Origin of the sequence: Psychrobacillus mangrovi, from assembly GCF_037104765.1 — a bacterium.
In the GTDB taxonomy this organism is placed as follows: domain Bacteria; phylum Bacillota; class Bacilli; order Bacillales_A; family Planococcaceae; genus Psychrobacillus; species Psychrobacillus mangrovi.
This window is the reverse complement of record NZ_JBAWSY010000001.1, coordinates 274858-301442: the sequence shown is the minus strand read 5'-3', so window position 1 is coordinate 301442 and position 26585 is coordinate 274858. Positions and strand designations below refer to the sequence as shown.

Sequence of the window (26585 nt, the reverse complement as noted above, 5' to 3'; positions counted from 1 at the left end):
ATAATTTTGAGTAAGGTATTTTCAAAATCGATGTTGGCACTTTTGATGCTCATTCTAGTATGGGGTGCTAGCTGGCCAATATACAAAATGGCTTTGCCTTATACACCTCCCTTGTTATTTTCTGGAATGAGAGCAACGATTGGTGGAATTGTGTTAGGTGTCCTATTGTTGAAACGAATAAATAAAATCAAGTGGCGTGAAAATTGGAAGTTTTATTGTATTTCGGCAATATTTAATACAACCTTATTTTTTGGTATACAGACGGTAGGGTTGAATTATTTACCTGGAGGCCTATTTTCAATCCTTGTTTATTTTCAACCAGTTTTAATAGGTTTGTTTGCATGGATTTGGTTGGGTGAATTTATGACACCTGTTAAAATTATCGGTCTCTTGATAGGATTCTTTGGAATTTTAATTGTCAGTTTAGATGGGTTAACTTTACATGTTTCCGCTATTGGGGTTGTTCTTGGTCTAGTCACTGCGATATGTTGGGCTTTCGGTGTAATTTACGTTAAAAGTGTTAGTGATAAAGTAGATGCTTACTGGATGGTTTCCTTACAATGTATAATTGGAGGAGTAGTTCTTTTAGGTACAGGGACTTACTTTGAAAGTTGGTCTGATATTCATTGGAATAGTACATACATATTCGGTTTAAGCTACGGTGCGATTTTTGGTATTCCTTTAGCTTATATTATCTACTACAAGCTAATTAATGAAGGAGAAGCAAGCAAAGTAGGTTCTTATACTTTTCTAGTACCAATAATTGCAGTATTTATAGGTGCTGTTTTTCTAGATGAACCAATTACAAATTTGCTAATTATTGGGTTAATAATGGTTGGTGCTAGTATTTTTATCGTTAATTATAGAAGTAAAAAAAAGCTTATTAATTTTAGAGAAGTTTAAGAGTTAGATGTAGAAGGAGAGTTTATGAAAAATAAAACACTTGTTCGTTCGATGGATATTTTGAATTTATTCATGGATCATGCGGCTTTGACATTTCAAGAAATAATTGAACTATCGAAGATCCCAAAATCATCCGTTTATCGAATGTTAATGTCTTTAGAGGAGATGGGTTTTCTTGTAAAAGGGGACGATTCTAAATATCGTTTAGGACTCCTATTTCTCACTTATGGAAATCTTGTTTCATCTCGATTGGATATAAGACAAATTGCCTATCCGATTATGCAGGAATTACATAATGAATTAAAAGAAGCGATTAATTTAATTGTTCGGCAAGGTGATGAAGCAATTTATATTGAAAAAGTGGATCTGTACCAAAAAGTCCGTTTATACACTGCGATTGGAAGAAGAAGTCCCTTGTATGCAGGTGCTTGTTCGCGTGTCATTTTGTCTTTTTTACATGATGATGAAATTGATTCTTATTTAGAAAATGTTGAATTAAAGCCTTTTGCGATGGGTACAATTACTGACAAAAAAATTTTGTTCGAGAGTATTAAAAATGCAAGACTAAATGGCTATACGATTAGTCATTCAGAATTAGAAGACCATTCCTCCGCTATTGCTGCTCCAATTTTCAACCATAAAGGAGAAGTTATTGGGGGAATTAGTATTGCAGGAATTGATGCGAATTACCAGAATGAGCAAGTGGATATCTTTGCCGAAAAAGCGATAGATGCTGCTAATAAAATCTCTGAAAAACTAGGATATCAATAAGAAAGTCCTCTATTCCATTCATGAATAGAGGACTTTTTTAGTTACTGAAAATTTTATAATGAATCGCATTTTTAATATTTTTTATCGACTGCTCATTTGTATAAATCGCATTTTCTGCTTCAGCTAGTGTGACTTCCTTAAAACGAATCGTTGAGGTAGGTTGAAGCTGAGCGAGACTTGGTAAGTCGGCAGTTATTACTTGTGCAATTTTAGGATAGCCTCCAGTTGTTTGGCGATCTGCCATAAGGATTATAGGTTGTCCGCTTGAAGGTATCTGGACAGTTCCAAAGGTGACTCCTTCAGAAAGGAGGTCAAAATTTTCCGAGAGTGATAGGGGAGTACCATCTAATCGGTATCCCATTCGGTCTGATTGCACAGTTATAGTATATGGTTTTTCAAAAAAATTAATTTGGCTTTTACGATCAAAACGATTAAATTCAGTTCCTTTTAAAACTCGAATAAGCTGATTGTCGTCGAACGAAATCAAGTTATTAAAGTCTACAGACCAAGTTGCATCTTCCTTTTTTAATCGTTGAATAAGCTTGTTACCAATTTCACCAACATCCAAAGTGGATAAAATGTCTCCCTTTTTCAACGCCCTCCCTTTAAATCCTCCAATATTTGCGCGCATATATGTACTTTTGCTTCCCATAATTTCGGGAATATCAATTCCTCCAGCAAAAGCTACATACGCTCTACTTCCTTTAATTGCAGAATGGAATTTTAAGATAGAATTTTTCTTTATTAAGATTGGACGCCACAATTGTGCTTTCAATCCGTCTATCGTAGTTAGAAAATCCCCACCAGTTATAGCGAGAAGGGTATCTTCATCAAATTGAAGAGTCGTCCCAAATAGGGTTATTTCAAGAGCAGCTTCATTTTCTTGATTCCCAACTAAGAGATTTGCCAGTCTTAAAGAATAGCTATCCATCGCACCGCTAACGATTACACCATATTTTTGCGATCCATATCGACCGACATCTTGAATCGTAGTTAATAGCCCCGAATGCAATACGCGTATGCTCATTTCCTCAACTCCTTATAATTTAAATAGTCACTGGAAGGAATCGGGACAAAACGGATTATATCACCAGCCTGCAATAAAGTAGGTGGGGACATATGAGGTAGAAATAAATCTAATGGTGTTCGACCGATAATTTGCCATCCACCAGGAGTTTCTAGCGGATAAATACCGGTTTGTTTACCTGCAATTCCTACTGATCCAGGTTTTATTGATAATCTGGGTGTTTCTTTTCGAGGTGTAGATATTCGCTCATCCATTCCACCCATAAAGGGAAAACCGGGTGCAAAACCGAGCATGTAAACTAAACATTCACTCTCTGAATGAATTCGAATAACTTCCTCTGTAGACATGTTGTGATAATTGGCTACTTTTTCTAAATCAGGTCCAAATTCTCCTCCATAACAAACAGGAATGGATATGAGCCTAGGTGACTCATTATTATTTATCGTCATTTGTTTCACTAATTTTTTTATATGTTTGGAGACATATTCAAAGGAAGATAAGTTACCCTTTTGTGAATTATAAATAACGTATGGATTATAATACACCGTTATATTGTTATAAGCTGGAACAAACTCGATTAATCCTTCAAATGTATTTCTTGAAAGTATTTCGGATAGACTTTTAACCTTCTGATGAATTTTTGTATCTATACCTTCCCCGAGCTGTACGATTATTGCGGAATCTCCCAGTGGTTTTATCGTGCAATCAAAATAATGATTGGGCATACTAACAGCTCCTTAGTTTCGAAATTTGGTAATGAAGTTCTTAAAAATGAATTATAACAATAATTATAATTCTCCAATATTAAAATACAAGTTTTAGTTTTTAGTAATAATTTGATATTCCACCTAAAATAATATCTATTCAGAAAAATTTGATTGTGCTAAAATTGGTTTAAGTTTCAAAACTTTAGTTTCATTTTTCGGTACTCAAACATTTTGAAATTAATAAAAATTTATTTTTAGGAGGGTGTAAATGTTTCGAGTAGATATAAATTGTGACTTAGGGGAAAGTTTTGGTCGATACAAATTGGGGGAGCAGCAGGAAATATTAAAATATGTTACATCAGCTAATATTGCTTGTGGATTTCATGCTGGAGATCCTAGTGTAATGCGAGAAACTGTCAAGTTAGCGATAGAAAATGGCGTTAAAATTGGTGCACATCCTGGTTTACCTGACTTAAATGGTTTTGGTAGAAGAGAGATGAAAATATCTCCGCAAGAAGCATATGACATGGTAGTCTATCAAATTGGTGCCCTCAATGGATTTTTGGCTACTTTTGGTGAGCAGATGCAGCATGTAAAACCGCATGGTGCTTTATTTAATATGGCTGCTAAAGATTCTGAGCTGGCTCTAGCGGTAGCACAAGCTGTATATGATGTATCTCCTTCGCTCGTATTATTTGGACTAGCTAATAGTGAATTAACGGCGGCTGGGGAAAAGATAGGTTTACAAACAGCTCATGAAGTATTTGCGGATCGTACATATCAGTCAGATGGGTCGTTAACTTCTCGTCAGCAGTGTGACGCTCTTATTACAGATACCAAAAAGTCTATTGCCCAAGTTGTGAAAATGGTGACAGAAGGAATAGTAATTTCACAACAGAATACAGAAGTGTTAATAAAGGCAGATACAGTTTGTATTCATGGAGATGGGGAACATGCTGTTTCTTTTGCTCAAAATATTAAAGAAACGTTAAAGAGTAACGATGTAATCGTTTCAGCTTTCGTAGATTAAGGAGGAAAACAATGGGAGAACAATTAAAACAAAATGATAGTACTAAAAAGACAGTAGGAAAAAGTGTCTTACTAGGTGCAGCATTTTTGATGGCTACATCATCTATTGGTCCGGGATTTTTGACACAAACAACTGTATTTACAGAACAACTAGCTGCTAGTTTTGGTTTTGTCATTTTGATCTCACTTTTGCTAGATGTTTTTGTTCAAATGAATGTTTGGAGAATTATCGCTGTTTCCGGATTACGTGGTCAAGAAATTGCTAATAAAGTATTGCCGGGTCTAGGTGTGTTATTAGCAATACTCATTGTAATTGGTGGATTAGCATTTAATATAGGAAACGTTGCGGGAGCAGGCTTAGGATTAAATGCGATGCTCGGTTTGGATCCAATAACAGGTGCAATTATTAGTGCGGCATTTGCAATTTTTATCTTTGTTGTGAAAGAAGCAGGAAAAGCAATGGATAAAGTTGCTCAAGCTGCAGGGTTTGTAATGATTGCCTTAATGGTTTATGTTGCATTTTCAACTTCACCACCAGTTGGTGAAGCGATTGTAAATACGTTTGCTCCTTCGGAAATTAGTATATTTGCTATTGTGACACTAGTTGGTGGTACAGTTGGTGGGTATATCACTTTTGCAGGAGGTCACAGACTTTTAGATGCAGGCGTAAAAGGGGTGGAGTCATTACCTGATGTGACAAAAAGTTCTGTAACAGGTATTGTAGTAACGGGAATCATGCGTGTGGCATTATTCTTAGCTGTTCTTGGAGTTGTTTCACAAGGATTACAAATTGATCCGGCGAATCCACCAGCTTCTGTTTTTAGACTTGCTGCTGGCGAAATCGGTTATCGAATTTTTGGTGTAATTATGTGGGCAGCTGCAATTACATCTGTTGTTGGAGCAGCATATACATCCGTATCATTTATTCGTTCATTTCACCCAATGATTGAAAAATATCATAACTGGGTTATTATCGTTTTTATTCTAGTATCAACTCTAGTATTTGCTTTAGTAGGACGTCCTGTAAATATCCTTATTCTTGTTGGTGCTTTAAATGCGCTAATTTTGCCATTAGCACTTGGTACGCTCCTAATTGGTGCATACAAAAAAGAAATCGTTGGAGATTACAAGCATCCCACTTGGTTAACAATTGCTGGGGCAATCGTGACCGTTGTAATGGGTGTATTAGGAATCATGACACTTATAGAACAAATTCCTTTACTTTTTAAATAGGAGGGAGAACTTGACCGATGAATAGTTTTGAAACAATGGCTCCAACTGATATACGTAAACTCATAAGTTCCGGGCAAATTACAGGTCCAACAGCTGGTATGGCTAAAGGTTATACGCAGGCAAATTTAGCTATTCTAAAAAAAGAATATGCTTTTGACTTTTTATTATTTTGCCAAAGAAATCCAAAGGCTTGTCCTTTAGTAGATGTTACAGAGGTTGGTTCATATATTCCGAGCACCATTGCAAAAGATGCGGATATTCGAACAGATATACCGAAATATCGGATTTATAAAGATGGCGTATTCACAGAAGAAGTAACAGATATTAAGGATTACTGGGAAGACGATATGGTAGCTTTTCTAATAGGTTGTAGCTTCACTTTCGAAACACCTTTGCTTGAAGCTGGTATACCTATTAGACATATTGAGGAAAACTGCAATGTACCAATGTATAAAACGAATATCGATTGTGCAAAAGCAGGTGTATTTGAAGGACCTACTGTAGTTAGTATGCGGCCAATGTCTCAAGCAGATGCCATTCGAGCAATACAAATTACATCAAGATTCCCAGGAGTGCACGGTGCACCGATACATATTGGAGATCCGAGTCTAATTGGTATCAATGACATTCAACAGCCTGACTTTGGAGATGCAGTGACGATCAAAGAAGGAGAAATCCCTGTTTTTTGGGCCTGTGGTGTTACACCACAGGCTGTTGCGATGCAGAGTAAACCTTCTATTATGATTACGCATGCTCCTGGTTGCATGTTCATCAGTGATTTGAAAGACGAAAAACTAAGTGTATTATAAAAAAATTACTAATTGAATGAGTTGTAGAAACAAACATGAAAAACGTGAAATTCACGAATTTCATGTTTGTTTTTGTGCCAGGCACCTGTAATACTTCCAGGCACCTGTAATACTTTTGTAATAATAATTATTGGTATTGTCCTAGTAAAGAGAAGAAACGTATGACGAATTGGTGAAATACTTTTTCGGAAGGGGACAATTCACGTGATGTTGGGCTTAGAATGCCAACGGTTCTACGGATGGCAGGCGAGTCAATTGGGATTTTTACTGTAAATCTTGGAGTGGAATCATAAAACGTACTTTCGGGTAATAAACTCACTCCAATACCTGCCGCGACTAGACCTTTAATAGCATCCATGTCTTCGCCTTCGGACGTAACTTTAGGTGCGAATCCGACAGAATTACATGCTTCTACAACGATTTTGTTTAATACATACCCTTCTGGAAACAAAACAAAATTCTCGTTTCGCAAATCAATTAAAGGAATACTTTTTCTATTGGCAAAAGGATGATTGGAAGGTAAGAGCACTGAAAAATACTCCGTAAACAAAATGGTACCATTTATCAATTCATCCTTTGGTGGAAGCGGGCCTAAAAAGGCAAGGTTTAATTCTCTATTTTTCACTGCATCAATCAAATAGTTATATGATCCTTGTCGTAGATGGAAGGCTACATTTGGATGTTCTTTTTTAAAGGCAGAAATGACGGTTGGTAATAAGTGACCAGCTAAACTCGTTGGGAAGCCTATTTTAATTACCCCTTTTTCAGGATTTAAGTATTCATCAATTTGTTTTTTTGCATGGTCGATTGCTTGTAAAGCGGAAATACTGTGTTGCATAAATATTTTCCCGATCGGAGTTAACTTTACATTCCGTCCCACTCGTTCGAACAATTCTACTCCAAGCTCCACCTCCAAATTTGCAATTTGTCTGCTTACTGCTGATTGAGCAACATGCAAGTTAATAGCGGCTTCCGAAATGTGTTCGCGTTCTGCCACTTCTATAAAATACCTCAATTGACGTAGTTCCAAATTATCACTCCCTTAATCAATCTAAAAAGTAGATGATTTATATCCAAATTATATATTGTTTATATCATTTTGAAAACCTACAATATTAATAAGTAACTTTTTATGGAAATTGGAGGTATTTAAAATGACTTTTCATCAATTACCAAAAGCACAAGGGCTATATCAACCTGAATTTGAACACGACGCTTGTGGGATTGGTTTATATGCACATATAAAAGGTATCGCTACACATGACATAGTAAAAAAGGGATTGGAAATGTTATGTCGTCTCGATCATCGTGCTGGAAGAGGAAGCGATGGTCAAACGGGAGATGGCGCTGGCTTAATGGTTCAAATTCCAGACGTGTACTTTCGAGTAGTTTGTAATGAATGGGTTTTACCGACCAAGGGTAATTATGGAGTTGGAATGTTATTCTTTACAGAAGATGACAAAGAACGGGAAAAAATCGAAGAAAAAATAAACGAAACGATCCAATTAGAAGGTCAGCAACTAATTGGTTGGAGAACAGTTCCAACTAATGCAAGCGTGTTAAGTGATGCAGCTAAAAAAACAGTACCTGTAGTTCGTCAAGTGTTTATCAAATCAGTCAACCAAACTGATTCTCTTGCTTTTGAAAGAAAATTATTTGTGATTAGAAAACAAGTAGAGCATTGGGCTGAACAACAATCAAAGAAATTTTATTGTGCAAGCTTATCTAGCCAAACAATTGTATACAAAGGATTACTAACCCCTGAAGAAGTAGATATGTTCTATATAGATTTGCAAGATGAATTATTTACATCTGCTTTTTCGCTCGTACATTCACGTTACAGCACTAATACATTTCCGAGTTGGGAAAGAGCTCATCCAAATCGTTACATTGTCCATAACGGCGAAATAAATACTTTACGTGGGAACGTAAATTGGATGAAAGCAAGGGAGCAGCAATTTATTTCGGAAGCATTCGGAAAAGACTTAGATAAATTATTACCGATTATTGATTCAAATGGAAGTGATTCTTCCATGCTCGATAATGCATTTGAATTTTTCGTTTTAGCAGGAAGAACACCAGCGCATACCGCTATGATGCTTATTCCAGAGCCTTGGACAGAAAATCCCCACATTAGTGAAGAAAAAAAGGCATTCTATGCTTACCACAGTTCATTGATGGAGCCTTGGGATGGCCCAACTGCTATTTCATTTACAAACGGAAAGCAAATTGGCGCAATTTTAGATCGTAACGGCTTACGCCCAGCACGTTATTACGTAACAAAGGACGACTACATCATCTTCTCTTCAGAGGTTGGAGTTGTTGATGTGGAAGAGGAGAATATTCTATATAAAGAGCGATTGAGTCCTGGAAGAATGCTACTTATTGATTTAGAGCAAGGTCGCATTATATCTGATGAAGAACTCAAAACGGAAATGGCAAAAGCCCATCCCTATAAGCAGTGGTTAGAAGAAAATAAAATTACTCTAACATCCGATTATGAGAAGCCGGAGCAATTAAATAATCTACTATTTCAACAAAAAGCATTTGGCTATACATTTGAAGATATTCAAAAGTATATTGTTCCTATTTCATTAGATGGCAAGGATCCGATTGGTTCCATGGGGAATGATACACCACTTGCAGTGTTATCAGAACGTCCGCAATCATTGTTCAATTATTTTAAACAGCACTTTGCACAAGTTACGAATCCTCCTATTGATTCTATACGTGAGCATATCGTAACTTCCACCATGACATTGCTTGGTGCAGAAGGTGATTTGCTAAAACCAAGTGCTTTAAATGCTAAAAGGATATATCTAGATACTCCTGTATTAACTAACAATCAATTAAAACAATTACTTGAATTGAAAGATCCTACTTTCAATTATGGATTAATCGGCTTAGAAATGACGGAAGATTTAGAATATGACTTAGGGAATATATCAAAAATGGCGGATCGTTTCATTGAAGAAGGGAAATCCATTTTAGTTTTATCGGACCGAATGATAAATAAAGATCAAGTTACTATTCCTGTATTACTTGCTGCAAGTAGCCTTCATCAGCATTTAGTTCGTACAGGAAACAGAACGAAAGTGAGTATCATAGTTGAATCTGGGGAAGCTCGTGAAGTACATCACTTTGCAGCGCTTATCGGTTATGGTGTAGATGCCATTAATCCTTATCTAGTTTTTGCAACGATTAGTGAAGCGATTGAGAAAGGTCATATTGTTAGTAGTTATAAGGAAGCAATTTCTAAATATAGTAAAGGGATTGCAGAGGGTGTAGTAAAAGTAATGTCTAAAATGGGTATCTCTACAGTGCAAAGCTATCGTGGAGCACAAATTTTCGAAGCAGTTGGAATCAGCAAAGAGGTTATCGAACAACACTTTACTGGTACCGTTTCTCAATTGAGTGGAATTGATATGGGGACAATCGCAGAAGAGGCAAAAAGACGACATACACTAGCGATAGAATCCACTCAAGATTCACTTGAGTCCGGAAGCGACTTCCAGTGGAGAAGCACAGGAGAGCACCATGCTTTTAATCCTAAAACTATTCATACACTACAATGGGCTACACGTAAAGGAGACTACGGTTTATATAGACAATATGCAGAAATGGCAAATGAAGAACGGATAGGCTTTTTACGTAATTCCTTCACATTTAAACAAAATAACAAGCGAATTCCACTTAATGAAGTAGAATCCGTTGATTCCATCGTAAAACGATTTAAAACAGGTGCCATGTCCTTTGGTTCTTTAAGCCAAGAAGCACATGAAACTCTAGCGATAGCTATGAATCGACTCGGTGGTAAAAGCAATAGTGGTGAGGGTGGCGAACATCCAAGCCGTTATGAATTAGATGCAAATGGCGATAATCGAAGAAGTGCAGTAAAACAAATTGCATCAGGAAGATTTGGAGTGAAGAGCCATTATCTTGTGCAAGCAGACGAGCTACAAATAAAAATGGCACAAGGGGCAAAGCCAGGAGAAGGTGGACAATTACCAGGTAATAAAGTTTACCCTTGGGTAGCTGATGTTCGTGGATCTACTACCGGAGTGGGTTTAATATCTCCACCACCACACCATGATATTTATTCTATTGAGGATATGGCTCAATTAATACATGACTTGAAAAATGCTAATCGCTCGGCACGTATAAGCGTCAAACTAGTAGCAAAAGCTGGCGTCGGAACAATTGCAGCAGGCGTAGCAAAAGGTGCTGCCGATGTTATTGTCATCAGCGGTTACGATGGTGGTACAGGGGCATCACCTAAAACGAGTATCAAACATACAGGTCTCCCATGGGAATTAGGATTAGCGGAAGCACATCAGACATTAATGTTAAACGGTCTACGTGATCGCGTGAGATTAGAGACGGACGGTAAGCTAATGACAGGGAAAGACGTAGTGATGGCTGCTTTACTTGGTGCTGAAGAATTTGGTTTTGCGACAGCTCCTTTAATTGTTTTAGGTTGTATCATGATGCGTGCTTGTCATTTAGATACATGTCCTGTTGGTATTGCTACTCAAAATCCAGAGCTACGAGATAAATTTACAGGAAGTGCAGACTATGTAGTGAATTACATGCGTTTTGTTGCAGAAGAAATGCGCGAATACATGGCAAATCTAGGATTTAGAACAGTGGAAGAAATGGTTGGTCGCACAGATGTATTAGAAGTGAGTGCACGTGCAAAAGGACATTGGAAAGTAAAGCAGCTAGATTTTGCTAATTTGTTATTCCAAGTTCAAGGAAATAGAACATACTCAACTCCACAAAATCATAAGATTGACGCTTCGTTTGATATGCGTCAACTACTTCCTAAATTAGAGAAAGCAATTGCTAATCGAACGAAAGTCGATTTAATATATCCTATTTCGAATACGAATCGAGTAGTTGGAACAATTATTGGAAGTGAAATATCTAAGCAATACGGCGAAAGAGGTTTGTCAGACGATTCGATCATTTTACGTTTTCTTGGAGCAGCTGGGCAAAGCTTTGGTGCATTTGTTCCAAAAGGAATGTCCATGTATGTAACAGGTGATGTGAATGATTACTTTGGTAAGGGATTATCTGGAGGAAAATTAATTGTCACTGCACCATTAAAAGGAGCTGCAGAAGGTAATGTAATAGCTGGTAATGTAGCACTTTACGGTGCAACAAGTGGAACTGCATTTATTAATGGACGTGCTGGGGAGCGCTTTGCGGTTCGAAATAGTGGGGTAGATGTTGTAGTAGAAGGCATAGGGGATCACGGATGTGAGTATATGACGGGTGGTCGTGCCGTCATTCTAGGGGATGTAGGAAAGAACTTTGGGGCAGGAATGTCCGGTGGTATTGCATATGTACTTGTTGATGATGTGAGCGGATTGAAAGAAAAATGCAATATGGAAATGATTGAGTTTGAAAAGATAAATTCTGCAGATGAGCTGCATTCTTTACGCCAATTAATTATGGATCACTACTATTATACAAAGAGTACGAAAGCGATGAATATATTAGACCGATGGGAAGAGACGTCTAAAAAATTTGTTAAAGTAGTGCCAAATGATTACAAAATGATGCTAGAGAAAATTCAAGCATTTAAATTGGACGGATTAACGGATGAAGCAGCAGCTATGCAAGCATTTTTATCTACTTCAACTAAAAAAGAAAATACAGAATTAGAGCTACTGAAAAAGTAAAAGAGAGGGGAGTAACTTATGGGTAAACCTACAGGATTTATGGAGTTCGAACGAGAAAAAGGGAAAGAAGTAGCCCCTCTCAAAAGGGTAACTAATTGGAGTGAATACTCAACTAAATTATCAGATGAATCACTACAAAGACAAGGGGCAAGATGCATGGATTGCGGAACCCCTTTCTGTCACATGGGAATTGAAATAAGAGGAGCTACAGCAGGTTGTCCGATTAATAATTTAATTCCTGAGTGGAATGATTTAGTGTATAAGGGCAAATGGCAAGAGGCACTTGAGAGGCTTCAATTGACAAATAATTTTCCAGAATTCACTGGTCGAGTATGTCCAGCGCCTTGTGAGGGATCGTGTACACTTGCTATTTCAGACCCAGCAGTATCGATAAAAAGTATCGAGAGCACGATAATTGACAAAGCATTTGAAAATGGATGGATCACTCCAAGAATTCCATCTATACGTACAGGGAAAAAGATAGCAGTTATAGGTTCAGGTCCTGCTGGACTTACAAGTGCCGATGAGTTAAACCAAGCTGGCCATTCTGTTACTGTTTTTGAGAGATCAGACAGAGCAGGGGGATTATTAATGTATGGGATTCCAAATATGAAACTGGAAAAAGATGTTGTTCAACGCCGTATCCAACTGCTTCAGCAAGAAGGAATTGATTTTGTTTTAAATACGGAAGTTGGTAAGGATATCTCTACTGAACAATTAAAAGCAGACTTCGACGCAATTATTTTATGTATTGGAGCTCAAAAGCAAAGAGAACTTCATATGAAAGGTAGCACTTCCAAGGGTGTGTATTATGCAATGGATTATTTAAAGTCTACAACTAAAAGCTTACTAGATTCTAATTTTAAAGATGGTCAGTTTATCAATACAAAAGGCAAAGACGTTATAATTATTGGAGGTGGGGACACTGGTGCAGATTGTGTAGCTACTGCTATACGTCAAAAATGCCGAAGTATCGTTCAGTTTGGGAAGCATCCTCAGTTACCTGTTTCAAGAGCTGAAGATAATCAATGGCCAACTGATCCGAATATTTACAAACTAGAATATGCATATGAAGAAGCAAACGCAAAGTATGGGAATGATCCGCGTGAATATTTAATTCAAACGACCAAAATGGTAGCGGATCAAAATGGCAACGTAAAAGAACTTCACACAATTCAAATGGAAAAAGTTCTAGGAGAAGATGGATATTTCTATTTTAAAGAGCTTCCTGGTACAGAAAAAGTTTGGCCAGCACAGTTCGTATTTGTTGCAATTGGGTTTGAAGGGCCTGAAAATTCATTAGCGGAGCAATTTGGAGTAAATATCGTAAATAAAAAAATTGCTGCCTCTACGAAGGATTACTCCACTAATATTGAAGGAGTTTTCGCTGCAGGTGATGCTAGAAAAGGGCAAAGTTTAATCGTTTGGGCCATAAAAGAGGGGCAAGAAGTTGCGAAGAAAGTAAATGAATATGTAAGTAAAAAACCAGTCATTTTATAAATGACTGGTTTTAGTCTGCTAGTGTACTAAAGTTTTTGTTTTATTTTAAGTAAATAGATGGCATAATAATAACATACTAAAAGTGGAGGCAAGAAAATGATTGGTATTATAGATTACGGAGCTGGAAATTTACATAGTGTTTTGAAAGCAATTGCTCGTTTAGAATATAAAACAAAACTAATAACGAATCCAACCGATCATGATGACTCTATAACAAAGCTGATTTTACCTGGTGTTGGTAATGCAAAAGTTGCTATGGAAATATTAAATGAATCAGGTTTAAGCGATTATTTAAAGAGTGAGGTTGCAAAAGGAACCCCTCTGTTGGGTATATGTCTAGGTATGCAACTACTGCTTGAATCAAGCGAGGAAGGAAATGTTCCGTGTCTAGGACTCCTAAAAGGGACAGTACCGGTATTCAAAGAGGACGCCGAAAAGATTCCTCATATGGGCTGGAATCAAGTAAAAGATGTTCAGCAACATTTCTTATTTAATAACATACCAGATAATACTGATTTTTATTTTGTACATTCTTTCTTTGCAAATCCTTTAGAAGAAAAGGATGTATTAGGAACTACTAATTATGGGATAAATTTTGCAAGTGTAATAGGAAATGAACAAGTAATGGGTGTTCAGTTCCACCCTGAAAAAAGTGGGAAATGCGGTATCCAATTATTAGATAATTACTGTAAGTGAGGAGTGAATATATATGCTTAGAAAAAGAATAGTCCCTGCAATCGATGTGTTAAATGACAAAGCGGTTAAGTATGTCCAATTTAGAAATCCTACTATTATTGGGGATCCAGCAGAGCTTGGCAAAAAGTACACAGACGATGGTGCAGATGAGTTAATATATTTGGACACAACGGCTTCATTAAAAAACCAAGATTTAAAAATTGAATGGATTCGTAAAGTCGCAGAACAAGTTTACATTCCATTTTCAGTAATCGGTGGTGTTCGTACGGTTGATGACTTCAAGAATTTGCTCCGGGCTGGAGCAGATAAAGTAGGGGTGAACTCAGCAGCAGTACAACGACCTGAGCTTTTAAGAGAAGCAGCTGAAATATATGGAAAGCAATGTGTAGTATTAGGGTTAGATGCTATGCCCATATATAACGATGAAGAAGAAATAATTCGTTGGGAAGTTTATACACACTCAGGTCATGAAAAAACAGGGATGGATGTTGTCGAATGGGCGCAACAAGCGACCGAACTGGGAGCAGGAGAGATTATTTGTACAAGTATCCATAAAGACGGTATGAAAAATGGCTACGATGTCGAGCTAATTAAATTACTTTCAGAAAAAACAAATGTGCCAATAATTGCTTCTGGTGGTGCTGGTAAATTGGAACATATTGAAGAGGTATTTTCAGAAGGGCAAGCTGATGCTGCTCTTGTCGCTTCGATGATTCATTATGGCGATTATACAATTTCTGAAATAAAAGCCTATTTACAAAACCAAAAAATTAATGTTCGGATTTAAATACAAAAGGAATTGCTTAAGAAATTAGCGATTCCTTTTATTATATCCAATGCACTAATTAACTATTAACGAGCTTGTTGTGACGATCGGATGTAGCTCTCCGTCAATTGCAAAAGATACTCTTCCTGTCTCTTCTGAAACAACGATTATAAGTGCATCACTTTTTTCGGATAAACCTATTGCTGCACGATGACGTGTACCAAGTTTTTTGTCCCCTACAAATATACCCGATAATGGCAGTACATTAGCTGCAGAAAAGATTTGATTGCTTCTTACTAATACTGCTCCATCATGAAGTGGGTTACCTGGATAAAAAATGGATTCTAATAAGGAATGTGTTAGCTTTGCGCCAATTGGAGTACCTGGTCTTATCATTGAATCAAGTCTATTTTCACGCTCAATTACGATCAAAGCACCATGTCTTTGATTGGAAAGATGCTGTATAGCACTTGATATATCTAAATACATATCAGTGAATGGGGATAAATAACAGTTTAAATAAAATGAAGCTGCAACTGCTTCTGCCTTTTCAAATTGCTCTTTAATAGTAGCAAGCCCTCCTAAAAGACAAAAGTTATCATTATCTAATGTATTTAAACCTATTTTAATTTCTATTGAGATAGCTTCCAACTCTTTTTTTAATTGTTCTTTTAGAGGTGAAAAGTCACAATTGTATTGTTTCATTTACTAAACCTCATTTCAATAAATGATGATTGTTTTAATTTGATTGTATGGGAAATAGTTTACCCTAAAAGCAAAAGTTCATTCTTTGATATACCGGTTTACTATTTATCAATTTACTATTGAGGCAACAATGTCTTATAAATAATTAACAAATAAAGGGAACAGGTACTAAGTTTTGATAGATTGGGTAAACTCTAAGAATACAGTCGATTTGAATGTAGATAGTTTATAAAGAATTTTATTAAGCTAAGTCATTTCAGGGGGAGTATTATAAATGGAACAAGAAAAGGTACAGCTAAAAGATGATTTAATTTTAGTTCAATATTTTGTAGAATTGTTTGAAAAGGGAAATGGAGAGCTCCATGTAATACATGAAGCTATGTATAAGTTTATTGATATAAATGATAATGAAATTATTGATGACCATTTAAAAGCCATTAGACAAGAATTAGCTAAAATCTATATTTTAGTTGGAAGAATGCAAGTAGGTAAAGAGAATAATATAGATTTTAGATATACTTCATTAGACATTGAATTGTTTTTTGTTAAATATCGTACAGTAATTGACCACATTTTAGAAACAATTAAATTGTATTTCGAGATTCCACCAAAGCCAAAGAAAAATTTATGGGAGATATTCGAAATTCTCAATCAAAAAATAGAAGAGCACCAAATAGAAGATTATCCTTTGCTCAAAAGTAGTTTGTGGTTTAAAGATATTGCCGACTATAGAAATGGTATAGTCCACGGAGGAAGTAATTGCATGGTATTTAACCATGATACTGAGATTATCTTTCAAATTTTTGATTTAAATTTTGATAATATTATTAATGACCAGGACTATTTAAAATACGAAAAGAACGTTTACTACTTTAGATACTTCTTAGTAGTTTATATGGCATATTTACACTATTTTTTAGATGACATATTCAATCTAATGATTACACTGAGCGGTAGGAATATTAAATCTGAATACCAATTGTTAGAACATGAGATGACATTAGGAACTATTGATAATAGCGACATTATAAAGGCTTGGTGCAATGATTGTATTAATGCCATTAAGCAAGAATTAGCTAAATACAACTAATCTCCAAATTATTGTTACGAAATGAAGATAAGGCGACCTACTCTTTAATTAAGTTGGTCGCCTTATTATTTAGTTATCTAAGTCAATCGGAACTTGCCTATACTAGTCCGACCGCTAGCTCTCACTTTTCAATTTTAAGGTGGGGTTATCTTAAGTATTTAATTACTAATGTCTTAAGTGACCTTATTATATTATTTCCCAGCCTCGCTCTTTTGCTACATTCCTGAGCTTCTCTTCTGGTTTAACTGCAACTGGGTTTCCCACCAGCTCTAGTACCGGTAGGTCTGAGTAGCTGTCCCCGTAAGCGAAACTATTTTCCCAATCTATTTGTTGATCTTTTAAAATCTTCAAGATATTTTCTGTTTTGCGAGTTCCATTTACATGCGAAATGGGAGAATGAATGTCGATTTTGTCCTCTTTGTAAGGAATGTCTGTACCTATTATTTGGTTAAAGGTCAATCCAGCAGTAACACGTTGTAAAAACTGTGTATATGCTCCAGAGACAAGTAAAATATGTACATCATCGGATTGATGCTTTTCTAATCTTTCTATCACATCTTGATTGAAATCTTTTTGCATTTTATCTTTTAATTCTTCAAAATAAGCGTCCATTTCAGCAGTGGATATTCCGCTGAAAGCTTCTAAATACAATTGCATCGAACGTGCTTTCATTTTTGACGTAGGATAAAGCTTGAGCTTATTCGCAATATAAGGAGGAACGATTGATCTATAAAAGCGGCTATAGTTTGTTTTATAAATGGGATGTTCTTTTAAATGAGTCATTAATAGCTTGAATGTTTCTTCGGCATATAAAGTTCCGTCAAAGTCAAAAATTGCGACACGCATATAATTCACCCTTTTCCTTAGTAATAAAACGCTTTAGGTAAATTATACGGTATTTCAAAATAGAAACAATGTATTTAAAAACTCGTCCCCAAAATAGGGACGAGAAAGGGTATTTAACTCATCATCTTTCCTTGTACAGGAGCAAATGCGTTCAACATTGCTTGCATGCTTTGTTGATCAAGTTGTGGTACTTGGTAGTAGTGGTGCTTGTTTTGATAAATCGAAAGCTCATAAGCCATTTCAATGCAGTTTGGAATTGAGTCAGCAAGAACTCTACGTACTACAGGGTTTGTAGTTTCTAAAGCAGCCCCTGTTTTAATTGTTGCAGCCGCTTTTGCAGCTCCTAGTAAATAACCAGAAATCATTTCGTCATTAATTTCATTTGCATTTTGCATAGGCTTTTTCGGTTGAGAAGGCTTCGTTCCATACACAAAGTCATTGCCTTGTTGCATTTTATAGCTTGTTGTTGGATGTGAAGGGTCTTGTCCAGTTTTAAAAGCTTCAACGGTAATATTATATTCATCAAGAGCAAATGCATATTGACGATCCAAGATGTTTAACAATTCTTGGTCTTTTACATGCGGACGTAAAATTGTTTTCAAGTTTATACCAGAAACAACAGTTGATAAAACTTCATGTAAATCAAATACTTCATGACCGCCATGATTCATTTGTTGAGAGATATTTCCGTTTTGCATATTCTGATGAGTTTGACCTTGAGTCTGACCTTGTCCTTGACCAAATGGGTTCTGAGTCATTCAATAATTCCTCCTTGTAAAAAATGTGATGAAACATCTTCATTAGTTTGACCACATTATCCGTTCATATGCATAGAAAACATATGAGGAGAAATATAAAAAATAGAGAACCGTATATTACAAATTCATTACGAGTGCCAGGCACCAAAGCAAACGTGAAAAACATGAAAAACATGAAAAACATGAAAAACACAATAAACACAAAAATTGCAATAAACACAAAAATTGATACAAATTAAAAAAACAATCATGAATTTATGGATTCATGATTGTTATGTTTTATTTATTATTTTCTACCCATTCTACTAATGAGAAAATAAAGGAATATAAAAATTGATAAGTTTGTTCAATCGTAAAATCTTCTTTAAAACCGGCTATATAATTTAGTGGTAAGTTTACTTCCCATAAACCATCTTCACCCGAAAACATTAAGCTATAGTTCATCTTTTGGGAATCAAAATGTTGATCTAAGTAGTCCCGTATTGAAGCACCAAATTTCTTTTGTAATGCTAATCCAAACATTGCTGTGTATACTTCGAATACTTCGTCGAATTCTAATGCAATAGCATCTATATTAATAACATCAAAGCTTTCTGATTCTATATAAACATATTCGTTTTGCTTTTCTTTGAAATGAGATAGTGGAGCTCTTAAAAATTCTATAGTTCCTTTAGAAACGGATTCATCTGTTTCTTTATCCAATCGTTCAATTATTGCATTTGTATACTGTTCATTTTTTTCTGTTATTATTACTTTTTGGTCTGCAGAAATTAATTGCTTTCTTTCTGCAAACTCTTTTTCTTCCATCAATAAATTGATTACTTCACCATTTGCTTCTTTGATTTTTTTGTTTAATTTTTCGGATATCATAAATAATTATTCCTTTCTTCTTCTGCAATTTCTTCTGCAATCATTTGAAGGTCATATGCATCGACCATAAATAAAGAGTAGTCTTCTTTTTCAGCATATTGTTGTGCAAGTTTTTTAAAATATTTGGGTGAGCCTTCGTTTTCTTCGTCGTACACAATAAGAATTCCGTCCGAATTTCTAAGTAGGAATTTATTTTTTTCGATGAATTGCCAAGGAGCCTCGTAAGGTCTTTTAGTAATACTTGTATTATAATCCGCTTGAAAAAGCAAATTTCTATACTTTTCTTGTTTTTGCTCGTTCCAATTTTTTTCTTGTTCCAGAAAAGGGGTTATAATGGCTAATTTTAAATGTGGATATTCGACCTTCATCTCTAATATTAATTCGGCAGTCCAAGTTTCAACCCCTTGCTGACCGCTTAAAATTACCCATTCCAACCCTTCATCCATTCGTACAAGTAGTTGATTGTATATCGCTCTCTTTATAATAGGTATTCCTGGATGTGAGTCATTAAAAATACCTAATTCATGTGCTTTATAACCGGTTACTACTAAACGTTTTGTCATTCTTTTCGACCTACTTTGTTTTACATATACATTTTATCATACCACTTAATTGTCCCTATATAAATAATCAGCTCATACACTAATGTGATTGTATAGAAAGGATGGTTATAGTTAATCCAAATTCACAGCAGAATGTTGAGTTTGTCAGTAATGTTGAATCTTATCTTTACCAACAACTAATGAGATTGAAAGGGAATTAAATGGTTAATTACTTGTTCGTGGAGATACCCATATTCTTGCGTATGCAATAGCGATAGAAATGGCAACAGGTTCATATGTGACAACAATGCTTCCTATTCCAAGTTTAGATAATCGCGTTTTTGATCAAGCAAGAAAGTTTGAGGAACGTGGATACAGAAATGTATTATTCAAATTGAATAATGTAGGGGACTATAAAGATATAAAATATATTTGGAAAGGCACTAATCCAGCAAGCGGGATTCAGCTATTTGTAAAAGAAGGTAGTCCAAAGCAGCCATTGCTAAAAGATTAATGGCTAATATGTAAAAAGAAAGGGCCGAGTGTAAACTCGGTCCTATTTATTAATTACTTGTTTATTTAAAAGGTCACTAATTTCATCTGCTGAAAATCCTAGCTGATTCAACACTTCGCTATTATGCTGGCCCAATAGGGGAGCAGGGCTCTTGAATTGACCAGGTGTTTCTGAGAATTTTGCTGGGAATCCAAGAGTCTTCATAGCACCAGCAACTGGATGCTCATAGTCCAAAATCATGTCCCTTGAAAGAATATGCTCATCCGAAAGAGTTTGATCATATGAATAAATTGGTCCAGAAGGGATACCATGTACATCTAACAAATTCAACCAATAAGTTGAATCATTTTCTTTTAAAATATTTTCAATTTCAATTTCTAATTCATCGACATGAAGTGAACGAATACTATTCGTTAAGAATCGTTCATCCTTTATCCATTCTGGTTTATTTACTACATTTAAACAAAACTTTTCCCAAAGTTTTTGATTGGCTGCGCCAATTAATATAAATCCATCTTTCGTTTTGTACCCTTGGTAGGGTGCAGAAACCCGGTGTGCAGTACCATTTCTACTTGGAACTTCACCTTTTCCGAAGTATGCAGCAGCTTCCCAAACAGTCCAAGCAAGTCCAGAATCTACTAATGAAACGTCAATATACTGACCATTTCCTGACTTCAATCGATGAATATATGCAGCTAAAATAGACTGAATTGCTGTTTGAGCTGCAGCAATATCATGGATAGCAATTCCTACTTTAACAGGCTTTCCTGTACGTTCTCCTGTCATATCGATTAATCCAGAGAGACCTTGCGCCATGATATCAAAGCCACCCTTATTCTTGTAAGGTCCAGTTTGGCCATAACCTGATATAGAACAATAAATCATGCCTGGATTGATCGATTTTAAAGTATCATAATCAATTCCAAGCTTCTTCGTAACACCTGGTCGATAGTTCTCAATGAAGACATCTGCATCTTTTATTAGTTTATATAAAATCTGTAGACCTTCTTCTGTTTTTAAATTAAGACATATCCCACGTTTATTTCGATTGACCATCATATACATATAGCTTTCATCGTTAATATAGGGACCCATTGTTCGTGTATCATCCCCTTTAGGGAATTTTTCCACTTTTACAACATCAGCACCCATATCTCCTAGCACCATTGTACAATAGGGGCCAGCAAGAACTTGTGATAAATCAACCACTTTCATTCCTTTTAAAGATTGTTCCATTTGTAACTTACCACCTTTTAAAACTGCTATTAGCTTCGTACAATTTTTAACTTACGAAGCTCCTCTAAATTTCGTGCTCCACTCAATGAAATCGAAACATTTGTTTCTTGAAGAAAATTTTCAAGAACCCTTTCAACACCAGCTTGACCGCCACTAGCCAATCCCCATATAAAAGGTCGTCCAATGCATACTGCGGTTGCTCCAAGTGCTAGAGCCTTTACTGCATCTGAACCACGTCTTACACCACTGTCAAAAAGTACTGGAATTTTACCGTTTACAATCTCAACTATTTCAGGAAGGGCATCGATACTAGCAATTACACCATCTAACTGACGCCCACCATGGTTAGAAACGATAATGCCATCCAAACCTTTTTCAATTGCTAGCTTCGCATCTTCTGGATGAAGAATACCTTTCAGTAATATTGGCAATGAAGTATACTCTCTTAATTCCTCGATGTTGTTCCAATTTAATGTAGGATGATAGATGTTTTCTATCATACTATCTATAATGGCATCCTTCGACTGATCCGGTAGAGCAGCCATAAAAACAGGATCAGAGGCATAATTACCTTGACCAAAACCGCGTTTAAGAGGAGAAAACTGATTTCTTACATCTTCCTCACGCCAACCAAGCATAACTGTATCTACAGTTAAAACAATTGCTTCGTATCCTGCTGCTTCAGCTCTTTGAATCATACTAAAAGAAATTTCTTTGTTTTGTGACCAATACAATTGAAACCATTTCGAACTGCCTTCTGTCGCTTCTGCGATTTCTTCGATCGAATAACTTGACACGGTACTTTGAATGTAAGGATAATTAAATTTTGCCGCTGCTTTAGCTACAGCAATTTCCCCATCCTCATGTGCAATCTTATTTACACCTACAGGAGCTATAAAAAGGGGGTGAGGGTATGTACGACCAAGTATAGTAACTTCTGTATTTAATGCAGAAACATCTGTAAGAAATCTTGGTACAATCGAATATTTTTCAAATGAATTGCTATTTTTACGATAAGTTTCTTCACCACCTGCAGAGGAGCGGATATATCCAAAAGGACCTGCCTCTAGTTTTTCCTTTGCAGCTTGTTCTAATTCGCTAAAATTGATAGGATATTTTTCATTAGAACCGATATTATCTAATAACAAATCATTGTTTTTAATAGTTGACATATAGCTCACCTCTTAAGAAAAATTGGGTTTTCTTTTTTCTAAAAATGCTTGAATTCCTTCTTTATAATCTTCCGAACTGAATGAATCTAAAATTAGTTGTTCTATTTCTTTCGTTTCTTCATTCTCACCGTCTATAATCGATTGAATTACTTGCTTGATACCATTATTTGCTACAGAAGATTTACGGATAATTTGTTCGGCAAACTCATGACATTTCTCTTCAATCTCATCCATTGGATATACATAATCAATTAAACCTATTTCTCTTCCTTCTTCAGCAGAGATTAAATTAGCAGTATAAAGTAGTTCTTTTGCTTTTGATGGGCCAATTAGATTTACTAACCGCTTGGTGCTAGTTAAGTTGTATATAATACCGATGTTAGAAGCAGTGATTCCTAGCTTACTGCCAGAAGTAGCAAACCTAAAATCACAAGAATTAGCTAACTCTAATCCACCACCAATTGCCAATGTTTTAATAAGAGCAATTGTTGGTTTAGGAAAACGATATAGTTTTTCAATAGATTCCAAAGTAGCATCATTATAATCTTTAGCTTTTTGTGCAGAAAAACGATTTTCAAGGAACTCCGTAATATCTGCACCGGATGAAAATGCTCTTTCGTCCACACCTTTTAAAATTAATAATTTTATTTTAGAATCATCTTCGAGCTCATCTAAGATATTACCTAGCTCTTGAAACATAGCAAGAGAAAAAGAATTTTTCTTCTCTGCACGATTAAAAATGAGGGTAGCGATAGAACCGTTGCGCTCAACATACAAATAGTTAGTCATATGAAAACCTCCGATTAATCTTTCTTCAATCTAGCTGCTAATCTATTACCGATTGATTGGATACTTTGTACGAGGATAATTAAAATAAAGACAGTAGCGTACATGACATCAACTTCATAACGTAAATGTCCGAAACGGTAGGCTAAATCTCCAAGTCCTCCAGCTCCAACCATACCAGCCATGGCAGTTGCGCCTATTAAACTAACTGTTGATATAGTTAATCCTAAAATGATAGAAGGGCGGGCTTCTCTTAACAGTACATGCCAAATAATCGATCTTGTTTTAATTCCCATCGCTGTATAGGCCTCAATTACACCATTCTCTACTTCAAGTAAGGCAGATTCCATTAAGCGTGCAATATATGGAGCAGTATAGATAACTAATGGAACTATAACTCCTTTAACACCGATTGTAGTACCAACAATTATTTTCGTAAAAGGAAGTATGAAAAATAGTAAAATGATGAAAGGTACTGAACGTACTATGTTAATAATTAAATTACTAATTTGATATAAAATTTTATTTTGTAATGCCTGACCTGGTCTAGTTAATACGATTAAAATTCCTAAAGGAATTCCGATTAAAACAGAGAAAAACAATGAAATGCCAACCATTTGGAATGTTTCAATCACTGATTTTCCGATAATCGGTAACCATTGCTCTATAAACTGTTCGGATCTGCTCATGATTGTCCCTCCAAATCTTCAGTGCCAACGCCGTGATCTTCCAAAAATTTTATTGCTGCATTTACTTGATCTTGAACACCAATCAAATGAATGACAATGTTACCAACGATCCCATTTTTTAACTCAATAATATTAGCAGTTAAAATATTTGGCTGAACATTGAATTTTTGGCTAACTTCTGCGATTAGAGGCTTACCTGTACTTTCTCCAACAAATGTTAAACGTGTAACAGCTCCACTAACATTTAATTGTGAGATTAAAGTAGGAGGTAAATTTCGCTGACTAATTGTATTTAAAAACTTTTTAGTGGTTGTGTGACTTGGTTTAGTGAATAGATTAATAGCTGAATTCTGTTCAACTACTTCTCCATTTTCCATTACATATACATAATCGCAAATTTTTTGAATAACATTCATTTCATGCGTGATTAATAAAATTGTTATCCCTAATTCTCTATTAATTTTTAATAAGAGTTCCAAGATAGAATCAGTTGTTTCAGGATCAAGCGCACTTGTCGCTTCGTCACTTAATAACACTTCTGGTTCTTGTGCAAGAGCACGTGCTATAGCAACCCTTTGTTTTTGACCACCTGATAATTGATTTGGATAGTTATTATGTTTATCCGTCAGGCCTACAATTTCTAAGTATTTATTTACCCTTGTTTTTACTTCTGTTTGATCATACCCAAGAAGTTTCAGAGGGATAGCTATATTATCGTAAACTGTCGCTGTTTTTAACAAGTTGAAACCTTGGAAGATCATTCCTATTTTGTTCCGAACTTCTCTTAGTTTTGGAAGGGGGAGGGAGGTTGCTTCCTTTCCGTTTATAAAAACTTTACCTTCAGTAGGTTTTTCTAGAAGATTAACGCAACGAATGAGTGTACTCTTTCCAGCACCGCTATATCCAATTACTCCATGGATTTCGCCTTTTTTCACATGTATATTGACATTATTTACTGCTTTTACAATGCCATTCTTACTTTTAAATTCTTTTGATATATTTTCTAAAACAATCATTGTTTGCCTTCCTTTCTAAAGAAAACGTTACCGAGGTCGGTAACGTTTCCGAATATCATCTACTCTTCCCAGCTAGGTAATACAGAACCTTGAAATTCTTCTTCGATGAATTTTTTAACTTCTTCTGATTGATAAGCTTTAACAAACTTTTGAATCGTTGGGTCGTCTTTATTCTCAGCGCGTACAACAATGTAGTTTACATATGGTGAATTAGATGACTCTAGTAAAATAGAATCTTCTTTTGGATTAATACCAGCATCTAAAGCAAAGTTAGTGTTAATTGCTGCCGCATCAACTTCGCTTAACTGTTTAGGAATTTGTGCTGCTTCTAGCTCAATGAATTTTAAATTTTTTGGGTTTTCTTCTAGATCATAGATGGAAGCAGTTTCTCTTTTATCCTCTTTTATTTTGATTAGGCCGTGTTCTTCTAAAATGTATAGTGCGCGAGCGCCGTTAGTTGGATCGTTAGGTAACCCAAAAGTTGCTCCGTCTGGAAGATCATCTATTGAGTCAAATTTGTCTGAGTAAACTCCCATTGGATTTAGAATTGTTTTCCCAACAGGTACTAAATCTGTTCCATGGTCTTCGTTAAAAGTATTTAAGAAAGGCTCATGCTGATAACTATTAGCATCTAGGTCTTTTTCAGATAGTGCTGTGTTTGGAAGTATGTAATCAGAGAAAACTTTTAGTTCAATTTCTAGTCCGTCTTTTGCAGCTACTTCTTTTGCAACTTCAACGATTTGTTCATGTGGTCCTGCTGTAACCCCTACAACTAATTTTTTTTCATTTAATGCTTCTGTTTTATCTCCATCAGTTGAGCTATCCCCACATGCTGCTAGCGCTCCAGATAAAAGTACAGTTGATAAAAGTAAACCAAATTTTTTCATTTCATTTTCCTCCTATAATTTATAACTTTCGTTGAATAAATATAAAAAGCCTCTCTTTCACAGAAAGAGAGGCACACGAAAATACTATTGTCCTCTCTTATCTGCCAAAACAATTGTTTTGCAGGATTTAGCACCTTTCTACATAAAATAATGTAGATGGTTGCCGAGCTTCAACGGGCCAGTCCCTCAGCTACTCTTGATAAGAGATAAAAGCTATTTAATTTTTCAGCTATTCCATAAAAGTTAATTTACTACATCAACTTATTAAAGTCAACAAATTTTTTCTAGTTGAAATTTTCAGTCTGGTTAGTTTAAAGTTATTATCAATAAATAAATATGCAGGGAT

General features: G+C 35.7%; 25 protein-coding genes and 1 riboswitch. Of the genes, 11 read left to right on the top strand and 14 right to left on the bottom strand.

Annotated elements, in window-relative coordinates; genetic code table 11:
* Positions 1 to 6 precede the first annotated feature (6 nt).
* The gene (locus WAX74_RS01525; RefSeq protein WP_336495898.1) at positions 7 to 903 is read left to right on the top strand and encodes a DMT family transporter; all 897 of its coding nucleotides are present in this window, start codon (positions 7 to 9) and stop codon (positions 901 to 903) included.
* Positions 904 to 927: 24 nt separating this feature from the next.
* Positions 928 to 1674 (top strand): IclR family transcriptional regulator, encoded by a 747-nt coding sequence (locus WAX74_RS01520; protein WP_336495897.1) that lies wholly within the window; start codon positions 928 to 930, stop codon positions 1672 to 1674.
* 37 nt (positions 1675 to 1711) lie between these two features.
* On the opposite strand, the gene WAX74_RS01515 is transcribed toward WAX74_RS01520, so the two are convergent.
* Positions 1712 to 2701 (bottom strand): 5-oxoprolinase subunit C family protein, encoded by a 990-nt coding sequence (locus WAX74_RS01515; protein ID WP_336495896.1) that lies wholly within the window; start codon positions 2699 to 2701, stop codon positions 1712 to 1714.
* A complete protein-coding gene (pxpB, locus tag WAX74_RS01510; RefSeq protein WP_336495895.1) occupies positions 2698 to 3426 on the bottom strand; it encodes a 5-oxoprolinase subunit PxpB in 729 nt (242 codons plus the stop codon). The genes WAX74_RS01515 and pxpB overlap by 4 nt, the downstream gene beginning before the upstream one ends.
* A 250-nt stretch (positions 3427 to 3676) precedes the next feature.
* On the opposite strand from pxpB, the gene WAX74_RS01505 reads away from it, so the two are divergent.
* The 3 genes from WAX74_RS01505 to WAX74_RS01495 are packed head-to-tail and all read left to right on the top strand — an operon-like array spanning position 3677 to position 6479.
* Complete coding sequence (locus WAX74_RS01505) at positions 3677 to 4438, top strand: LamB/YcsF family protein (protein WP_336495894.1); 762 nt, start codon at positions 3677 to 3679, stop codon at positions 4436 to 4438.
* Positions 4439 to 4449: 11 nt separating this feature from the next.
* A complete protein-coding gene (locus WAX74_RS01500) occupies positions 4450 to 5670 on the top strand; it encodes an NRAMP family divalent metal transporter (RefSeq protein ID WP_336495893.1) in 1221 nt (406 codons plus the stop codon).
* A 35-nt stretch (positions 5671 to 5705) separates the two neighbouring features.
* The gene (locus WAX74_RS01495; protein ID WP_413788911.1) at positions 5706 to 6479 is read left to right on the top strand and encodes a putative hydro-lyase; all 774 of its coding nucleotides are present in this window, start codon (positions 5706 to 5708) and stop codon (positions 6477 to 6479) included.
* Between the two features lie 127 nt (positions 6480 to 6606).
* Here the strand turns inward: WAX74_RS01495 and WAX74_RS01490 are convergent, their stop codons facing one another.
* On the bottom strand, positions 6607 to 7509 hold the full coding sequence (locus tag WAX74_RS01490; protein ID WP_336495891.1) for a LysR family transcriptional regulator: 903 nt from the start codon (positions 7507 to 7509) through the stop codon (positions 6607 to 6609).
* Positions 7510 to 7633: 124 nt separating this feature from the next.
* On the opposite strand from WAX74_RS01490, the gene gltB reads away from it, so the two are divergent.
* The 4 genes from gltB (at position 7634) to hisF (ending at position 15149) form a co-directional block, all read left to right on the top strand.
* Positions 7634 to 12166: a glutamate synthase large subunit gene (gene gltB, locus WAX74_RS01485; RefSeq protein ID WP_336495890.1), complete on the top strand. Its 4533-nt coding sequence runs from the start codon at positions 7634 to 7636 to the stop codon at positions 12164 to 12166.
* 18 nt (positions 12167 to 12184) lie between these two features.
* Positions 12185 to 13666, top strand: coding sequence for a glutamate synthase small subunit (gltD, locus tag WAX74_RS01480; RefSeq protein ID WP_336495888.1), 1482 nt, complete (start codon positions 12185 to 12187; stop codon positions 13664 to 13666).
* 96 nt (positions 13667 to 13762) lie between these two features.
* On the top strand, positions 13763 to 14362 hold the full coding sequence (hisH, locus tag WAX74_RS01475) for an imidazole glycerol phosphate synthase subunit HisH (protein WP_336495886.1): 600 nt from the start codon (positions 13763 to 13765) through the stop codon (positions 14360 to 14362).
* A gap of 13 nt (positions 14363 to 14375) precedes the next feature.
* Positions 14376 to 15149 carry an imidazole glycerol phosphate synthase subunit HisF gene (gene hisF / locus WAX74_RS01470; RefSeq protein WP_336495885.1) on the top strand — a complete coding sequence of 258 codons (774 nt, stop codon included), beginning with the start codon at positions 14376 to 14378 and terminating at the stop codon, positions 15147 to 15149.
* Between the two features lie 54 nt (positions 15150 to 15203).
* Here the strand turns inward: hisF and cdaS are convergent, their stop codons facing one another.
* Positions 15204 to 15833, bottom strand: coding sequence for a sporulation-specific diadenylate cyclase CdaS (cdaS, locus tag WAX74_RS01465; protein ID WP_336495884.1), 630 nt, complete (start codon positions 15831 to 15833; stop codon positions 15204 to 15206).
* 274 nt (positions 15834 to 16107) lie between these two features.
* Between cdaS and WAX74_RS01460 the strand changes: the two genes are divergently transcribed.
* Complete coding sequence (locus WAX74_RS01460) at positions 16108 to 16923, top strand: hypothetical protein (RefSeq protein WP_336495883.1); 816 nt, start codon at positions 16108 to 16110, stop codon at positions 16921 to 16923.
* Between the two features lie 186 nt (positions 16924 to 17109).
* On the opposite strand, the gene WAX74_RS01455 is transcribed toward WAX74_RS01460, so the two are convergent.
* The 4 genes from WAX74_RS01455 to WAX74_RS01440 form a co-directional block, all read right to left on the bottom strand.
* Positions 17110 to 17769 (bottom strand): HAD family hydrolase, encoded by a 660-nt coding sequence (locus tag WAX74_RS01455; protein WP_336495882.1) that lies wholly within the window; start codon positions 17767 to 17769, stop codon positions 17110 to 17112.
* Positions 17770 to 17882: 113 nt separating this feature from the next.
* Positions 17883 to 18527 carry a spore coat protein gene (locus tag WAX74_RS01450; protein ID WP_336495881.1) on the bottom strand — a complete coding sequence of 215 codons (645 nt, stop codon included), beginning with the start codon at positions 18525 to 18527 and terminating at the stop codon, positions 17883 to 17885.
* 279 nt (positions 18528 to 18806) lie between these two features.
* Positions 18807 to 19397, bottom strand: a complete 591-nt coding sequence (locus WAX74_RS01445; protein WP_336495880.1) for a branched-chain amino acid aminotransferase — start codon at positions 19395 to 19397, stop codon at positions 18807 to 18809.
* Positions 19394 to 19960: an SLOG family protein gene (locus tag WAX74_RS01440; RefSeq protein ID WP_336495879.1), complete on the bottom strand. Its 567-nt coding sequence runs from the start codon at positions 19958 to 19960 to the stop codon at positions 19394 to 19396. The genes WAX74_RS01445 and WAX74_RS01440 overlap by 4 nt, the downstream gene beginning before the upstream one ends.
* Before the next feature lie 259 nt (positions 19961 to 20219).
* Between WAX74_RS01440 and WAX74_RS01435 the strand changes: the two genes are divergently transcribed.
* Positions 20220 to 20453, top strand: a complete 234-nt coding sequence (locus WAX74_RS01435) for a hypothetical protein (RefSeq protein ID WP_336495878.1) — start codon at positions 20220 to 20222, stop codon at positions 20451 to 20453.
* A 42-nt stretch (positions 20454 to 20495) separates the two neighbouring features.
* Here WAX74_RS01435 and WAX74_RS01430 read toward each other — a convergent pair whose 3' ends face one another.
* Genes WAX74_RS01430 through WAX74_RS01405 form a run of 6 tightly spaced genes read right to left on the bottom strand, consistent with a single transcriptional unit; the run spans position 20496 to position 26239 of the window.
* Positions 20496 to 21689, bottom strand: a complete 1194-nt coding sequence (locus WAX74_RS01430) for a CaiB/BaiF CoA transferase family protein (RefSeq protein ID WP_336495877.1) — start codon at positions 21687 to 21689, stop codon at positions 20496 to 20498.
* A gap of 29 nt (positions 21690 to 21718) precedes the next feature.
* Positions 21719 to 22861, bottom strand: coding sequence for an alpha-hydroxy-acid oxidizing protein (locus tag WAX74_RS01425; RefSeq protein ID WP_336495876.1), 1143 nt, complete (start codon positions 22859 to 22861; stop codon positions 21719 to 21721).
* 12 nt (positions 22862 to 22873) lie between these two features.
* Entirely contained in the window at positions 22874 to 23650 is a 777-nt protein-coding gene (locus WAX74_RS01420) for an enoyl-CoA hydratase/isomerase family protein (protein ID WP_336495875.1), read from the bottom strand.
* 14 nt (positions 23651 to 23664) lie between these two features.
* Positions 23665 to 24336 (bottom strand): methionine ABC transporter permease, encoded by a 672-nt coding sequence (locus WAX74_RS01415; protein ID WP_336495874.1) that lies wholly within the window; start codon positions 24334 to 24336, stop codon positions 23665 to 23667.
* Entirely contained in the window at positions 24333 to 25352 is a 1020-nt protein-coding gene (locus WAX74_RS01410) for a methionine ABC transporter ATP-binding protein (protein ID WP_336495873.1), read from the bottom strand. Before WAX74_RS01410 ends, WAX74_RS01415 begins: the two co-directional genes overlap by 4 nt.
* Before the next feature lie 59 nt (positions 25353 to 25411).
* Complete coding sequence (locus tag WAX74_RS01405) at positions 25412 to 26239, bottom strand: MetQ/NlpA family ABC transporter substrate-binding protein (protein ID WP_336495872.1); 828 nt, start codon at positions 26237 to 26239, stop codon at positions 25412 to 25414.
* Positions 26240 to 26333: 94 nt separating this feature from the next.
* A riboswitch (SAM riboswitch) is annotated at positions 26334 to 26445 on the bottom strand.
* Between the last annotated feature and the right edge of the window lie 140 nt (positions 26446 to 26585).

What these genes read in the sequence shown, in the direction of transcription:
- WAX74_RS01520 (WP_336495897.1), top strand. Translation starts at nt 928, where the DNA reads ATGAAAAATAAAACACTTGTTCGTTCGATGGATATTTTGAATTTATTC.
- WAX74_RS01515 (WP_336495896.1), bottom strand. Translation starts at nt 2,701, where the DNA reads ATGAGCATACGCGTATTGCATTCGGGGCTATTAACTACGATTCAAGAT.
- pxpB (WP_336495895.1), bottom strand. Translation starts at nt 3,426, where the DNA reads ATGCCCAATCATTATTTTGATTGCACGATAAAACCACTGGGAGATTCC.
- WAX74_RS01505 (WP_336495894.1), top strand. Translation starts at nt 3,677, where the DNA reads ATGTTTCGAGTAGATATAAATTGTGACTTAGGGGAAAGTTTTGGTCGA.
- WAX74_RS01500 (WP_336495893.1), top strand. Translation starts at nt 4,450, where the DNA reads ATGGGAGAACAATTAAAACAAAATGATAGTACTAAAAAGACAGTAGGA.
- WAX74_RS01495 (WP_413788911.1), top strand. Translation starts at nt 5,706, where the DNA reads ATGGCTCCAACTGATATACGTAAACTCATAAGTTCCGGGCAAATTACA.
- gltB (WP_336495890.1), top strand. Translation starts at nt 7,634, where the DNA reads ATGACTTTTCATCAATTACCAAAAGCACAAGGGCTATATCAACCTGAA.
- gltD (WP_336495888.1), top strand. Translation starts at nt 12,185, where the DNA reads ATGGGTAAACCTACAGGATTTATGGAGTTCGAACGAGAAAAAGGGAAA.
- hisH (WP_336495886.1), top strand. Translation starts at nt 13,763, where the DNA reads ATGATTGGTATTATAGATTACGGAGCTGGAAATTTACATAGTGTTTTG.
- hisF (WP_336495885.1), top strand. Translation starts at nt 14,376, where the DNA reads ATGCTTAGAAAAAGAATAGTCCCTGCAATCGATGTGTTAAATGACAAA.
- cdaS (WP_336495884.1), bottom strand. Translation starts at nt 15,833, where the DNA reads ATGAAACAATACAATTGTGACTTTTCACCTCTAAAAGAACAATTAAAA.
- WAX74_RS01460 (WP_336495883.1), top strand. Translation starts at nt 16,108, where the DNA reads ATGGAACAAGAAAAGGTACAGCTAAAAGATGATTTAATTTTAGTTCAA.
- WAX74_RS01455 (WP_336495882.1), bottom strand. Translation starts at nt 17,769, where the DNA reads ATGCGTGTCGCAATTTTTGACTTTGACGGAACTTTATATGCCGAAGAA.
- WAX74_RS01450 (WP_336495881.1), bottom strand. Translation starts at nt 18,527, where the DNA reads ATGACTCAGAACCCATTTGGTCAAGGACAAGGTCAGACTCAAGGTCAA.
- WAX74_RS01445 (WP_336495880.1), bottom strand. Translation starts at nt 19,397, where the DNA reads ATGATATCCGAAAAATTAAACAAAAAAATCAAAGAAGCAAATGGTGAA.
- WAX74_RS01440 (WP_336495879.1), bottom strand. Translation starts at nt 19,960, where the DNA reads ATGACAAAACGTTTAGTAGTAACCGGTTATAAAGCACATGAATTAGGT.
- WAX74_RS01435 (WP_336495878.1), top strand. Translation starts at nt 20,220, where the DNA reads ATGGCAACAGGTTCATATGTGACAACAATGCTTCCTATTCCAAGTTTA.
- WAX74_RS01430 (WP_336495877.1), bottom strand. Translation starts at nt 21,689, where the DNA reads ATGGAACAATCTTTAAAAGGAATGAAAGTGGTTGATTTATCACAAGTT.
- WAX74_RS01425 (WP_336495876.1), bottom strand. Translation starts at nt 22,861, where the DNA reads ATGTCAACTATTAAAAACAATGATTTGTTATTAGATAATATCGGTTCT.
- WAX74_RS01420 (WP_336495875.1), bottom strand. Translation starts at nt 23,650, where the DNA reads ATGACTAACTATTTGTATGTTGAGCGCAACGGTTCTATCGCTACCCTC.
- WAX74_RS01415 (WP_336495874.1), bottom strand. Translation starts at nt 24,336, where the DNA reads ATGAGCAGATCCGAACAGTTTATAGAGCAATGGTTACCGATTATCGGA.
- WAX74_RS01410 (WP_336495873.1), bottom strand. Translation starts at nt 25,352, where the DNA reads ATGATTGTTTTAGAAAATATATCAAAAGAATTTAAAAGTAAGAATGGC.
- WAX74_RS01405 (WP_336495872.1), bottom strand. Translation starts at nt 26,239, where the DNA reads ATGAAAAAATTTGGTTTACTTTTATCAACTGTACTTTTATCTGGAGCG.